We start from the raw sequence: 13439 nt of genomic DNA, 5'->3' as shown, positions 1-13439 counted from the left end.
GGACTTGCTCGTGCCCGGCTCACGTGTCGTTCACGCGCTGTTCTGCGTCACGGCGTTCATGCGATGTCCCCACTGCCAGCCCGCCCCGGGCCGCGCCGCCGCGCCGCCGCGCCGCCGCGCCAGTCAGTGTAGCCGCGCGCACCGGCCGCGGCATCGGGCTAAACCCTTTCGCATCCGGCGCGACGCGCGCCGGAGCGGCCGGACTGTTGCGCCCGGCACGCAAGCGATGCATCAATCCAGCGGCGCGATGCCCTGGTCGATCGAACCGAAGATCGACTTGCCCGCTTCATCGAACATTTCGATCTTCACCGTGTCGCCGTACTTCATGAACTCGGTTTGCGGCGCACCGTGCTCGATCGTTTCGAGGCAGCGCTTCTCGGCGATACAGCAATAGCCGCGCTTGGCGTCCTTGTTCGATACCGTGCCCGAGCCCACGATCGCGCCCGCGCGCAGGTTGCGCGTCTTCGCCGCGTGCGCGATCAACTGGCCGAAGTGGAACACCATGTCGGTGCCGGCGTCCGGCTGACCGACTTTCTTGCCGTTCCAGTGGACGATCATCGGCCGGTGCACGCGGCCTTCGCGCCAGTGTTCGCCGAGTTCGTCGGGCGTCACCGCGACCGGCGCGAACGACGTGGCCGGTTTGCTCTGGAAAAAGCCGAAGCCCTTCGCCAGTTCGGCGGGAATCAGGTTGCGCAGCGAGACGTCGTTGACGAGCGTGATCAGACGCACGCTCCTGAGCGCCTGATCGGGCGTGGCGCCCATCGGCACGTCGGTGGTGATCACGGCGACTTCCGCCTCGAAGTCGATACCGAATGCCTCAGATGCGCACAGCACGTCATCCTTCGGTCCGATGAAGTCGTCGCTGCCGCCCTGATACATCAGCGGGTCGGTCCAGAACTCCGGCGGCATTTCCGCGCCGCGCGCTCGCCGCACCAGTTCGACATGGTTCACATACGACGAGCCGTCGGCCCACTGGAACGCGCGCGGCAGCGGCGCCATGCATTCCCTCGCGTCGAAAGCGAAGGTGTTGCGCGCGCGGCCCTGATTGAGCGCGTCATACAGATCGTGCAGTTGCGGCGCATAGAAGGCCCAGTCGTCGAGCACGCGCTGCAACGTGGGCGCGATTGCGTCGGCGACGGCCGCGGTGTGCAGGTCGCGGGACACGACGATCAGCTGGCCGTCGCGCGTGCCGTCCTTCAGCGTGGCAAGTTTCATAGATGAGTGAACCGTGTTAGTGACGATAGAAGGAATCTATTCTACGATGGTGAATCGGCGCAGCCCAAATGCCCGCGTCCGCCTCACCCGTGTATCACCTTTGAATGCGCTTCGTGCGCCTCGCTCATGCCTCCTATTGCCCGCTCCGGCGCGATCCGCACCGACGCCGACTCCGCCGAACCGCTCGACACGCCCGAATCCGAAGACGAAAGCGCCGACAGCGGCGAGGAAAAACTGCGCTCGGGCATCCAGTCGATCGAAGTCGGCTTCAGATTGCTCGATGTCCTGACTCACGAACCGCGCGCCATGATGCTGCGCGATCTCGCCCAGCGTGCCGGCATGAGCCCGGCAAAGGCGCATCGTTACCTGGTGAGTTTTCTGCGCCTCGGCGTGGTGTCGCAAGATCCTTTGTCGGGCCGTTACGAACTGGGCGGTTTTGCGCTGCAATTGGGACTCGCGCGGCTCGCCCGCGTGGACGGTGTGAAGCTCGCGCGCATCGCGCTGTCCGAATTGCGCGACCGGCTCGATCTCACGGTCGGCATCGCGGTATGGGGCAATCAGGGGCCGACCATGGTGCACTGGATGGAATCGAGCTATCCGGCAAAGGCGTCGCTGAAACTCGGCGATGTGATGCCGCTGCTCAGTTCCGCCACCGGCTTGCTGTTCGCGGCATATCTGCCATCGAGCAAGACCGCCGCGATGCTCGAACGTGAGCTGGCCGATTCGCGGCGCTCGTCACATATAGGTGGCCCGCGCACGCGAGACGAAGTCGAGCAGGTGCTCGCGCAAGTGCGCGAGCACCAGGCGGCGCGCGTGGAAGGCATGTTGCTGCCCACCATCCACGCGTTCTCGATGCCCGTATTCGACTCGACCGGCGAACTCGCGCTCGGCCTCGTCGCGCTCGGTCATGAGGGCGCGTTGGATATTCGCTGGGGCGGAGAAATCGACACGGCGCTGCGCGAGTGCGCGCAAAAGCTCTCGTATGAGCTGGGGTATAGTGCGGCGCCGCGTGACGAAAAGGCATGATGCCGTACGCGAGGTGCGGCGCAATCGTCGGCTCGGAAACAGAAAACCTGGTGAGCGGACCGCTCGGCGTTGCATGTGTTGTATGCGTTGCTCGGTGCGTTGACTGTGCGTTGACTGTGCGTTGACTGCGCGTTGATCGTCCGTTCACTGCGCGTTGGACCGTGCGTATCGCATGAGCGCGGAACATCGCTCGCAGCCGTGCAGTCGAATTGGTTCGCGGCCGGCCTCGCCGCTTTCAGATGAGCTTGCGCCCGACTTTTCCCCATAGCCGCAGCCCATACACCCTGGCCGTCAATCCCGACGCTTTCCTTCCGAACACGTTCACTTGCCGATGTCCTCAGCTCCCGCAGCCCGCCGTTCCGATCGCACCCCGCCCAGCGGGCCGCGCACCGGTATGCGCGCGGGGCGCTGGATCGCGGTGTTGCTGATCGTGGCCGTTTTGCACTGGATTGCCGCGCAATGGGTCGAGCGCAATCGCGCGACGCTGAATCCTTCGGACAACGAGCATGTGCCCGTGCAGGTCGCTTTGCTGACGCCCGAACGGATCGAACGTCAACCGGCCGCCGCCGCGACCTCCACGCCTGAACCAGCGCCCGCGCGGCGGGCACCGGCGCGCAAGCCGCGCGAACATGTGTTGACGGCGCTGCAACCGGCGAAGCAAGCGGCGCCGGTTGCGCCTGCCGCGGCATCGAACGCGGCGGCGAGTGCACCAGATGCAGCAGGCGCCAACGCGACTCCGAATGCTGCCGCGAGCGCCGCCGGCGCGGCCAGTGCCACCGCTGCCGCGAGTGCGCCGCAAGCGTCGCCAGGCGTGAAATTCTCGGTCCCGCCATCCGGCGAACTGCAGTACGACACGTTCTACAACGGCGTGCGCAACCAACCCGGCACGATCCATTGGACGAGCACCGCGCAAAGCTACGAAATGGTCGTCTCGGTGCCATTGCCTTTCGTCGGCACTTTCGTGTATTCGAGTCATGGCCGCATCGATGCATTCGGCCTCGCGCCGGACCAGTACATCGAAAAGCGCGGCCGCCGGGCTGAAGACGTCGCGATCTTCAATCGCACGGACAAGAAGATCGCCTTCACGCGCACCCCGGCCGCGCTACCGTTGCCCGATGGCGCGCAGGACCGTTTCAGCATGGTGATGCAACTCGCCAGCCTCGTGCGCGGCGATCCCGCCGCTTACAAACCGGGCGTGACGCGGCAGTTCTTCGTGGTCGACAACGATAGCGGCGAAAATTGGCCGGTCGAAACGATTGGCGACGAAACCATCCGCACGGACCAAGGCTTCCTCGACACGCGCCATTTCAAGCGCCTGCCCCGCCATGACGGCGATCTACGCCGCATCGACGTGTGGCTCGCGCCGTCGCTCGGCTGGCTGCCCGCGCGTATTGTCCAGACGGAACCGAACGGCACGCAGTTCGAACTGGTATGGCGCGGCAAGCTCAATGCCGGCAACGCCGACGGCTCGCCCGACAGCAATGGCGCAACGAGCACGGCTTCCTCTGACAATTCGACCGGGCCATCTACCCCCGCTTCACCGGCAGCTATAACCGGCGTTGGACCTTCTACACCCACTTCCCCGGCCGATACACCCGGCGCTGGACCTTCTGCACCCGCCTCGCCCGGTGGTGCCGCTCCTTCCCCAGCAGCCCCGCCAGTCGATTCGACCGAACCCGCCAACGCGCCTGGCATCATCAAACCCTGAGAACCGCCAATCCGAGCGCGGCCTCGATCAAATCGACGAAACTTCCACAACGAGGTCGACTCGCAACACATTGCTGCAACCGTTCGCGCCGGTGCTGCGTATACAAAGAAGACGTACGGGCCAGATGGGCGACAGCGCGCGTGAATGGACCCTTCCACTGCGTTCCCCTTAAAGGAGCCCGCATGCAAGTGAACATCAACGGTATCGAAACGCGCTATGTGTTGAGCAACGAGGGCGGCGGCCCATGGCTGACGTTCGTTCACCAGCTCGGCGGCGATCTGTCCGTCTGGGACCAGCTCGCCGGCTATTTCCGCGACGACTACACCGTATTGCGCTATGACGTGCGCGGCCATGGCAAGACCGCTGCATCCGGCGCGCCCTTTGGCGTGGCAGACCTGTCACGCGATCTCGCCGCGCTACTCGATACGCTCGATGCACCTCGTACTCATCTGGTCGGCATGTCGATGGGCGGCATGATCGCGCAGCAATTCGCGCTGGATCATCCTACGCGCGTCGACACGCTGACGATCGCCGACACTAGCGGCGGCACGCTGCCGGAGGCCCGCGCCACCTGGGACCAGCGGGCTGCCGCGGCCCGCAGCGAGGGCATGGCCGCGCTCGTGCCCGCGACCTTGAGCCGCTGGCTGACAGCCGATTTTCAGGCTGCGCACCCCGAAGCGGTCGAGCAGATCCGCGACGTATTGATGCAGACGTTGCCAGAAGGCTACGCCATGGCGTGCGAAGCCCTGCGCGATTTCGACGTACGCAGTAAGCTGACAACAATCCGATGCCCAACATTGACCGTGGCGGGCCGCCACGACACGGGCACGCCGCCTGCTTCCACTCAGGCGATAGCAGACGCCATCGAAGGCGCACGTTTCGAATTGCTCGATGCCGCTCATCTTGCGCCCATCGAGCAATCTCACCGTTTTGCTGCACTGCTTGAAACGTTTCTTGAAAGGCCGGTCTAACCGGTAGGTTCGGAGCTTTTACATCCGTCAATCCGGACCCACCCCTTGAATTCCAAACCATACGCTCCACCTATGGCGCAGGAATGGCCAGGAGCCAACGGAAATAAGGAGTGTCGCCATGCAAATGATCTACAACAGCCCCAATTATTGTGTCGTCGAGTTTCCGCCGCAGGAAGGTCCTCTGGCCATGAAGTCAGGTGGCTATGAGATCGTCGACAAGAACATGCAGCGCGAGATCTATATCGACGGAGCAATGGCGGCGCGCTTTCGCGAGCACGTGCAGAAGTTGATCGAAGAGGAACCGTCGCTGGATGAAGTTGACGAATTCCTCGGCCAGTTCGACAGCCTGATGCATCAACCGGTGATTCTTCACTAAGCGAGGGGTTCGGCTTTACGTTTTTGGCGACATACATCGACCACGCCGTCTGGCCCCGTTCCCGGGCACCCCGACGGTTTTTACAAGTTGGTCGGCAATTGTGAAGCGGCCCAGCAGCTTTTGCCTGACTGGGCCGTTTTCTTTGTAGCGCCGCTTTCGCGCTCTTTCGCATGCGGCACGCCTCGACAGGCAGGCGGCCGCCCGCCCGCGCCGGGCGGTTTCGTCCGGCAGCGGCTACAATGACAGGTTTCCCGAAAAAGCCGGCGCAAGCCCTCGTCCGCCATGAACCAGCCCGCTCAAACCGCCACGCCAGTCCGTCCCGACGCCGCCTACACGCGCGGCACGGCGCTGCCCGCGCTGCTCAAGTCGCGCATCCTGATCCTGGACGGCGCGATGGGCACGATGATCCAGCGCTACAAGCTCGACGAAGCCCGCTATCGCGGTGAACGCTTCAAGGACTACGGGCGCGACATCAAGGGCAACAACGAGTTGCTGTCGATCACGCAGCCGCAGATCATCAGCGAGATCCACGAGCAATATCTGGCGGCGGGCGCGGACATCATCGAGACCAACACGTTTGGCGCGACCACGGTTGCCCAGGCGGACTACGGCATGGAAGACCTCGCCATCGAGATGAACCTCGAGTCGGCGAAACTGGCGCGAGCCGCCTGCGACAAGTATTCGACGCCCGACAAGCCGCGCTTCGTCGCCGGCGCGATCGGACCGACGCCGAAGACCGCGAGCATTTCCCCTGACGTGAACGATCCGGGCGCGCGCAACGTGACGTTCGACGAACTGCGCGCGGCCTACTACGAGCAGGCCAAGGCGTTGCTCGACGGCGGCGCCGATCTGTTCCTCGTCGAGACCATTTTCGACACGCTCAATGCGAAGGCTGCGCTCTTTGCGTTGGATGAACTGTTCGAAGATACCGGCGAGCGTCTGCCGATCATGATCTCCGGCACCGTCACCGACGCGTCGGGCCGCATTCTGTCGGGCCAGACGGTCGAAGCCTTCTGGAATTCGCTGCGTCACGCCAAGCCGCTCACGTTCGGTCTGAACTGCGCGTTGGGCGCGGCTTTGATGCGCCCGTACATCGCCGAACTGGCCAAGCTGTGCGACACCTATGTGTCGTGCTATCCGAACGCCGGCTTGCCGAATCCGATGAGCGACACGGGCTTCGACGAATTGCCCGCGGATACCTCGGGCTTGCTGAAGGAGTTCGCGCAGGCTGGTCTCGTGAATATTGCCGGCGGCTGCTGCGGTACGACGCCGGACCATATTGCGGCGATTGCGCAGGCGCTGGCCGAAGTGAAGCCGCGCCAATGGCCGACGCAATACCGCGACGCAGCCTGAGGCGAGCGGTGGTTCGCTGAGCCGCCTCCCCCGCCCGCAGTATCGCCATCGAACACGACGCACTTAATCGCAGCAATCGAGCACATACGCCATGACCGATCACACCTTGCGCCTTGCCGGCCTCGAACCGTTCAACGTCACGTCCGGGACGCTCTTCATCAACGTGGGTGAACGCACCAACGTAACCGGCTCGAAGGCGTTTGCGCGCATGATCCTGAACGACCAGTTCGACGAGGCGGTCGCGGTCGCGCGCCAGCAGGTCGAGAACGGCGCGCAGATCATCGACGTCAACATGGACGAGGCGATGCTCGATTCGAAAGCGGCGATGGTGCGCTTCATGAATCTGATCGCATCGGAACCGGATATCGCGCGCGTGCCGATCATGATCGACTCGTCGAAATGGGACGTGATCGAAGCGGGTTTGAAGTGCGTGCAAGGCAAGGCGATCGTCAACTCGATCTCGCTGAAGGAAGGCGAAGAAGCGTTTCGCCACCACGCGAATCTGATTCGCCGCTACGGCGCGGCCGCGGTGGTGATGGCATTCGACGAACAGGGCCAGGCCGACACCTTCGAGCGCAAGACGCAGATCTGCAAGCGCTCGTACGACTTCCTGGTGAACGAAGTCGGCTTTCCGCCGGAAGACATCATCTTCGACCCGAACATCTTCGCGATCGCAACCGGCATCGAAGAGCACAACAACTATGCCGTCGACTTCATCAACGCGACGCGCTGGATCAAGCAGAACCTGCCGTACGCCAAGGTGAGCGGCGGTGTGTCGAACGTGTCGTTCTCGTTCCGCGGCAATGACCCGGTGCGCGAGGCGATCCACACCGTGTTCCTCTACCATGCGATCCAGGCGGGCATGGACATGGGCATCGTCAACGCGGGCCAGCTCGGCGTGTATGCCGACCTCGATCCGGAGTTGCGCGAACGGGTTGAAGACGTCGTGCTGAACCGCCGTGAAGACGGCACCGACCGGCTGCTCGAAATCGCCGACAAGTTCAAGACCGGCGCCGCGAAGAAGGAAGAGAATCTCGAGTGGCGCAACCAGCCGGTCGAGAAACGTCTGTCGCACGCGCTCGTGCACGGCATCACCAACTTCATCGTCGAAGACACCGAGGAAGTTCGCGCGAAGATCGCGGCCGAAGGCGGCCGCCCGATCAACGTGATCGAAGGGCCGTTGATGGACGGCATGAACATCGTCGGCGACCTGTTCGGTCAGGGCAAGATGTTCCTGCCGCAAGTGGTGAAGTCGGCGCGCGTCATGAAGCAGGCCGTCGCGCATCTGATTCCGTACATCGAAGAAGAAAAGAAGCAGCTCGCTGAAGCCGGCGCCGACGTGCGCGCGAAGGGCAAGATCGTCATCGCCACGGTGAAGGGCGACGTGCACGATATCGGCAAGAACATCGTCTCGGTGGTGCTTCAGTGCAATAACTTCGAAGTGGTCAACATGGGCGTGATGGTCCCGTGCAACGACATTCTCGCCAAGGCGAAGGTCGAAGGCGCCGACATCATCGGTCTCTCCGGGCTGATCACACCGAGCCTCGAAGAGATGGCCTACGTCGCGTCGGAAATGCAACGCGACGACTACTTCCGTATCAAGAAGATTCCGCTCCTGATCGGCGGCGCCACCACCTCGCGCGTGCACACTGCCGTGAAGATCGCGCCGCATTACGAAGGGCCGGTGGTCTACGTGCCGGACGCGTCGCGCTCGGTGTCCGTGGCGTCGAGCCTGCTGTCCGACGAAGGCGCAGCCAAGTACCTCGACGAACTCAAGTCCGATTACGACCGGATCCGCGACCAGCACGCCAACAAGAAAGCGCAGCCCATGGTCACGCTGGCCGAAGCCCGCGCCAACAAGACCAGGATCGACTGGGCGAACTATCAGCCGGTCAAGCCGAAGTTCATCGGCCGCCGCGTGTTCAAGAACTTCGATCTGAGCGAGCTGGCGAACTATATCGACTGGGGTCCGTTCTTCCAGACGTGGGATCTGGCCGGCCCGTATCCGGCCATTCTGAACGACGAGATCGTGGGCGAATCGGCGCGGCGTGTTTTCTCGGACGGCAAGTCGATGCTCGCGCGCCTGATCCAGGGCCGCTGGCTGCAGGCGAACGGCGTGATCGCGCTGTTGCCGGCCAACACGGTGAATGACGACGACATCGAAATCTACACGGACGAATCGCGCTCGGAAGTCGCGCTCACGTGGCGCAATCTGCGCCAGCAAAGCGTGCGTCCGGTGGTGGACGGCGTGATGCGGCCGAACCGTTCGCTTGCCGACTTCATCGCGCCGAAAGACTCGGGCGTGGCCGACTACATCGGCATGTTCGCGGTGACGGCGGGTCTGGGCGTCGACGTGAAGGAAAAGCAGTTCGAAAAGGACCACGACGACTACAGCGCAATCATGCTGAAGGCACTCGCCGACCGTTTCGCCGAAGCCTTCGCCGAAGCGCTGCACGCACGCGTGCGGCGCGACCTGTGGGGCTACGCGAACGACGAAACCCTCGCAAACGACGACCTGATCGCGGAAAAGTACCGTGGCATTCGCCCGGCGCCCGGCTATCCGGCTTGCCCGGATCACCTGGTGAAGCGCGACATGTTCGACGTGCTGCACGCCACCGAAATCGGTATGAGCGTGACCGAATCGCTCGCCATGTTGCCGGCGGCAAGCGTCTCCGGTTTCTATCTCGCGCATCCGGACAGCACCTATTTCTCGGTCGGCAAGATCGGGCAAGACCAGTTGGAAGACTACGCAAAGCGCATGTCGTTGTCGAAGACGGATGCGGAGCGGGCCTTGGCGCCTTTGCTCTAAGCGCGAAGCGGCAAAGCGAGGCGCGGCGAGGCGTGGCGGGAAACCCACTATATCGGGCGAGAAAGACTGAATATTTGCGGCAACGTAATTTTCGGCTTTGTAGACTGAGGCGGCTTGACCCCGCCAGACGCGGCCAAAACGCGTCGGCTCATTAATTTGCAATCGTCAACGGAGAAAATCGTATGAAGAAGCTGACGCTGTTGTTGACCGCTGTTTCGCTTGCTTTGGGTGCCTCGGTGGCGCTGGCCCAACCCGCCGCGCCTGGCGGTTCCAGTTCGGTCAGTTCGTATTCGCCGCCCACGGTGAAACACGTCAAGAAACCGAAGAAACAGAAAGCGAAGAAAGGTGCGTCGGCTCCTGCGGCCGCTCCGGCGGACGCCGCCAGCCAGTAAGCAGCATGGTGGCGGCCGGTCCGGATCGCTGAACGACAAAGAGCCCGCATGAAAGCGGGCTCTTTTCATTGGTGCGTCAGGGTTCGCGCCGCGAAGCGCCGCGGCTCGTCAGAGCGCAGCGGCCGGCGGACCGGCGCGGGATCAGAGACCCCAGACGATATCCGCGTTTTCCTTCTGCGCCGCGCGCAGCATGTCGAGGAACGGATACGCGCGCTGCGCGAGCCCCGGCGGAATCTCGTGATGATCGTGACCGTCTTCGCCTTCGTGGAAATGGCCGTCGTGCTCGGCACGTTCCTGTTTGTCGACGGAAATGGCTGCTTCGAGTTTCTGAATGGCCGGGGCCAGTTCGTCGTGAGTAATGACGCCGCGCTCACCCAGCCGCTTGCCGACGATGCCGACCAGATACTGCGCAAGATTTTCCAGCATCATCACGTCCGGGCAGGCGTGGCATTTGAAAGTAATCAGCATGACTGTTCCCTTTTTCGTTATGTTCGATTGGCGCGCGAGCGGCTCAAAGGCGACCGCCGGCGCGCGTTACGTTGGCTCGCCGATCAGGCGTGGCGGCCACGGCCCTTGCTGGGCATCTCATTGAACATATTAGCACCTGCTAAAATCCGTCTGGACGGAAAAGCGTGCCGCAATGCGCCGCACGCGGCGAAGCAAAAGTGGCGTGGCTGGGCCGGTTGGCCGCAACTCGCCTCATACCCTGCCCGCCGCGGCAGCCCATGACACGGCCGGTCGCCGCGCACCGCGCTTAACGCGTTGCAGGCAACGTGCCTGACGCCGCACACCCATTGCGCCCAACGCGCCGCGGCGGGTGCAGGCCGCTTTCCACGCTTCTGACGAACCGGTCGCGCCTGCCGCGCGGCCGGCGCCTCTTCCGCATCACCGGATTGCCTCACTGGACTCGCAACAAGCATGCTGCCTGCACATAAACTTACCCTCGAAACACTGCTCGCCGACACGGTGAAGCAGGTCGCGACTGCCTCGCAAGGCGCGACCGAAGCCGCGTTCGTGTCGCCCACCATCACGCTGGAGCGGCCCAAGGTCGCCGCGCACGGCGACGTCGCCTGCAACGTGGCGATGCAACTCGCCAAGCCGCTGCGCGCCAATCCGCGCCAGCTGGCGCAACAGATCGTCGACGCGCTGCTCGCGCAGCCGCAGGCCAAGGGCCTGATCGAAGCGGCTGAAGTGGCGGGCCCGGGCTTCATCAACCTGCGCCTCGCGGCCGCTGCCAAGCAGGCGGTGATCGCCGCCGTGTTCGCTGAACAGGAGCGCTTTGGCCGCTCGCAACGCGACGCCGGCAAGCATGTGCTGATCGAGTTCGTCTCGGCCAACCCGACCGGCCCGCTGCACGTCGGCCACGGCCGTCAGGCCGCGCTCGGCGACGCGCTCTCGAACGTGCTGGCTAGCCAAGGCTGGGACGTGCACCGCGAGTTCTACTACAACGACGCCGGCGTGCAGATCCAGACGCTCGCCCTGTCGACCCAGGCGCGCGCCCGCGGGCTCGCCCCCGGCGACGAGGGCTGGCCGGCTTCGGCGTACAACGGCGAGTACATCGCCGACATCGCGAAGGACTATCTGAACGGCGCCACCGTGGCCGCGAGCGACGGCGAGCCGGTCACCGGCGCGCGCGACGTGGAAGACCTCGAAGCGATCCGCCGCTTTGCCGTGGCGTATCTGCGCCGCGAGCAGGACATGGACTTGCAGGCGTTCGGCGTGAAGTTCGACCAGTACTACCTGGAATCGTCGCTGTACAAGGAAGGCCGCGTCGAGAAGACCGTCGAGGCGCTGATCGCCGCCGGCAAGACCTACGAGCAGGAAGGCGCGCTGTGGCTACGCACCACGGACGACGGCGACGACAAAGACCGCGTGATGCGCAAGACCGACGGCACCTACACGTACTTCGTGCCGGACGTCGCCTATCACGTCGCCAAGTGGGAACGCGGCTTTACCAAGGTGATCAACATTCAGGGTTCGGACCACCACGGCACGATCGCGCGGGTGCGCGCCGGCCTGCAGGGTCTCGGCATCGGCATTCCGAAGGGCTATCCCGACTACATCCTGCACAAGATGGTCACCGTCATGCGCAACGGTGAAGAGGTGAAAATCTCCAAGCGCGCCGGCAGCTACGTGACGGTGCGCGACCTGATCGAATGGTCGGGCGGCGCGACGCCGGGCTCGGAAGCCGCCGTCGATCTGATCGACGAGGAAACGATCCGCCGCGGCCGCGACGCCGTGCGCTTCTTCCTGATCTCGCGCAAAGCCGACACGGAATTCGTGTTCGACATCGACCTCGCGTTGAAACAGAACGACGAGAACCCGGTGCATTACGTGCAGTACGCGCATGCACGGATCTGCTCGGTGATCGCCGAATGCAAGGCACGCTACAGCACGGACGAAAGCACGCTGGCCGAGGTCGACGTCGCCCCGCTCACCAGCGAACGCGCGATGGCCCTGCTGAACAAACTCGCCGAATTCCCGGACATGCTGCAACACGCTGCGGACGAACTCGCGCCGCACGCGGTCGCGTTCTATCTGCGCGACCTCGCCGGGGAATTCCACTCGTTCTACAATGACCGTGCCGAACGCGTGCTGGTCGACGATGCGGCCGAGCGCAATGCACGCGTGGCGCTGCTCGCGGCCACGCGCCAGGTGCTGGCCAACGGTCTCGCGACGATCGGCGTCTCCGCTCCCGTCAAGATGTAAGTCCTCCGGCGCAACATGCATGCGGCCGTCGTTATAATCGGCGGCCGTTCCAGGATTCTTTTTGCAGGTGATTCATACGATGGCAAAACCACGCCGCACAACAAAGCAATCGAAACAAACCGGGGGGACTTTTCTCGGCATCGTGCTGGGCCTGATCGTTGGCCTTGCGATCGCGGTAGTGGTGGCGCTGTATATCACCCGTGCGCCCACGCCATTCGTCTCGAAGGTGGCGCCGCCCGCGGCGTCCGACGCCGGCGCGAGCCAGCCGCAATACGACCCGAACCGTCCGCTGCAAGGCAAGACGCCGGGTCAGCCGGTGCCGCAAGCCGCGCAACCCGCGCCGCCGAACACGGCGCCGGGCCAGACCAACCCGCAGACGCAGTCGGGGATGCTGGAAGAGCCGCAAATCGTCGAAGTGCCACCGGCTAACGGCAACAGTGGCAATGCGAATGGCACAGCGGTTGCGCCGAAGCCCGCGCAGGACAACGCCAACGGCACGGCCGCCACGCCGGCTAAGAAGCCGCAAGCTTCCAGCGCGCCGGCCGCCACCGCGGCAGGTTCCGCGCCGAAGAGCAGCTCGTCGGCCACCGCCGCCAACGCCAAGCCCGGTTCGGGCACGGCGCCGGCAGCGGGCGACGCGAACACCGGCTACTTCCTGCAAGTCGGCGCCTATAAGACCGCGGCGGACGCCGAACAGCAGCGTGCGCGTCTCGCGTTCCAGGGCTTCGAATCGAAGGTCACGCAGCGCGACGCCGGCGGCGTCACGTATTACCGCGTGCGTATCGGGCCGTTCTCGAAGTTCGAAGACATGAATTCGAGCCGTCAGCGTCTGTCCGATGCGGGCGTGGATACCGCGGTGATCCGCTTCACGAAGCAATAA

At 64.1% G+C, this 13439-nt stretch carries 11 protein-coding genes; 9 read left to right on the top strand and 2 right to left on the bottom strand.

The window, feature by feature from the left end:
• Nucleotides 1–231: 231 nt before the first annotated feature.
• A complete protein-coding gene (locus tag P0D70_RS10975) occupies nt 232–1215 on the bottom strand; it encodes a fumarylacetoacetate hydrolase family protein (protein ID WP_091796919.1) in 984 nt (327 codons plus the stop codon).
• 126 nt (nt 1216–1341) lie between these two features.
• Between P0D70_RS10975 and P0D70_RS10970 the strand changes: the two genes are divergently transcribed.
• The 7 genes from P0D70_RS10970 (at nt 1342) to P0D70_RS10940 (ending at nt 9850) form a co-directional block, all read left to right on the top strand.
• On the top strand, nt 1342–2241 hold the full coding sequence (locus P0D70_RS10970) for an IclR family transcriptional regulator (protein WP_408184489.1): 900 nt from the start codon (nt 1342–1344) through the stop codon (nt 2239–2241).
• A 331-nt stretch (nt 2242–2572) separates the two neighbouring features.
• Nucleotides 2573–3949: a DUF3108 domain-containing protein gene (locus P0D70_RS10965; RefSeq protein ID WP_408184488.1), complete on the top strand. Its 1377-nt coding sequence runs from the start codon at nt 2573–2575 to the stop codon at nt 3947–3949.
• 182 nt (nt 3950–4131) lie between these two features.
• Nucleotides 4132–4920, top strand: a complete 789-nt coding sequence (locus P0D70_RS10960) for an alpha/beta fold hydrolase (protein ID WP_091796925.1) — start codon at nt 4132–4134, stop codon at nt 4918–4920.
• Between the two features lie 118 nt (nt 4921–5038).
• On the top strand, nt 5039–5296 hold the full coding sequence (locus P0D70_RS10955) for a BTH_I0359 family protein (RefSeq protein ID WP_007179533.1): 258 nt from the start codon (nt 5039–5041) through the stop codon (nt 5294–5296).
• Nucleotides 5297–5578: 282 nt separating this feature from the next.
• Entirely contained in the window at nt 5579–6649 is a 1071-nt protein-coding gene (locus P0D70_RS10950; RefSeq protein WP_408184485.1) for a homocysteine S-methyltransferase family protein, read from the top strand.
• Between the two features lie 91 nt (nt 6650–6740).
• Nucleotides 6741–9458, top strand: a complete 2718-nt coding sequence (metH, locus tag P0D70_RS10945; protein WP_408184484.1) for a methionine synthase — start codon at nt 6741–6743, stop codon at nt 9456–9458.
• A 182-nt stretch (nt 9459–9640) separates the two neighbouring features.
• Entirely contained in the window at nt 9641–9850 is a 210-nt protein-coding gene (locus P0D70_RS10940; RefSeq protein ID WP_091796930.1) for an acid-shock protein, read from the top strand.
• 141 nt (nt 9851–9991) lie between these two features.
• Here P0D70_RS10940 and P0D70_RS10935 read toward each other — a convergent pair whose 3' ends face one another.
• Nucleotides 9992–10318, bottom strand: a complete 327-nt coding sequence (locus tag P0D70_RS10935; RefSeq protein WP_091796932.1) for a DUF1840 domain-containing protein — start codon at nt 10316–10318, stop codon at nt 9992–9994.
• Nucleotides 10319–10768: 450 nt separating this feature from the next.
• Here P0D70_RS10935 and argS point away from each other — a divergent pair, with 450 nt between their 5' ends.
• Together argS and P0D70_RS10925 are read left to right on the top strand one after the other, a co-directional pair.
• The gene (gene argS / locus P0D70_RS10930; RefSeq protein WP_408184482.1) at nt 10769–12559 is read left to right on the top strand and encodes an arginine--tRNA ligase; all 1791 of its coding nucleotides are present in this window, start codon (nt 10769–10771) and stop codon (nt 12557–12559) included.
• Nucleotides 12560–12620: 61 nt separating this feature from the next.
• A complete protein-coding gene (locus tag P0D70_RS10925) occupies nt 12621–13439 on the top strand; it encodes an SPOR domain-containing protein (protein ID WP_408184480.1) in 819 nt (272 codons plus the stop codon).

This window comes from Paraburkholderia sp. RL17-381-BIF-C, from assembly GCF_046026435.1.
Taxonomy (GTDB): domain Bacteria; phylum Pseudomonadota; class Gammaproteobacteria; order Burkholderiales; family Burkholderiaceae; genus Paraburkholderia.
Note: the sequence above shows the minus strand (reverse complement) of the source record. Positions and strands in the feature narration are given on the sequence as shown.

What these genes read in the sequence shown, in the direction of transcription:
- P0D70_RS10940 (WP_091796930.1), top strand. Translation starts at nt 9,641, where the DNA reads ATGAAGAAGCTGACGCTGTTGTTGACCGCTGTTTCGCTTGCTTTGGGT.
- P0D70_RS10965 (WP_408184488.1), top strand. Translation starts at nt 2,573, where the DNA reads ATGTCCTCAGCTCCCGCAGCCCGCCGTTCCGATCGCACCCCGCCCAGC.
- argS (WP_408184482.1), top strand. Translation starts at nt 10,769, where the DNA reads ATGCTGCCTGCACATAAACTTACCCTCGAAACACTGCTCGCCGACACG.
- P0D70_RS10955 (WP_007179533.1), top strand. Translation starts at nt 5,039, where the DNA reads ATGCAAATGATCTACAACAGCCCCAATTATTGTGTCGTCGAGTTTCCG.
- P0D70_RS10960 (WP_091796925.1), top strand. Translation starts at nt 4,132, where the DNA reads ATGCAAGTGAACATCAACGGTATCGAAACGCGCTATGTGTTGAGCAAC.
- P0D70_RS10975 (WP_091796919.1), bottom strand. Translation starts at nt 1,215, where the DNA reads ATGAAACTTGCCACGCTGAAGGACGGCACGCGCGACGGCCAGCTGATC.
- P0D70_RS10970 (WP_408184489.1), top strand. Translation starts at nt 1,342, where the DNA reads ATGCCTCCTATTGCCCGCTCCGGCGCGATCCGCACCGACGCCGACTCC.
- P0D70_RS10935 (WP_091796932.1), bottom strand. Translation starts at nt 10,318, where the DNA reads ATGCTGATTACTTTCAAATGCCACGCCTGCCCGGACGTGATGATGCTG.
- metH (WP_408184484.1), top strand. Translation starts at nt 6,741, where the DNA reads ATGACCGATCACACCTTGCGCCTTGCCGGCCTCGAACCGTTCAACGTC.
- P0D70_RS10950 (WP_408184485.1), top strand. Translation starts at nt 5,579, where the DNA reads ATGAACCAGCCCGCTCAAACCGCCACGCCAGTCCGTCCCGACGCCGCC.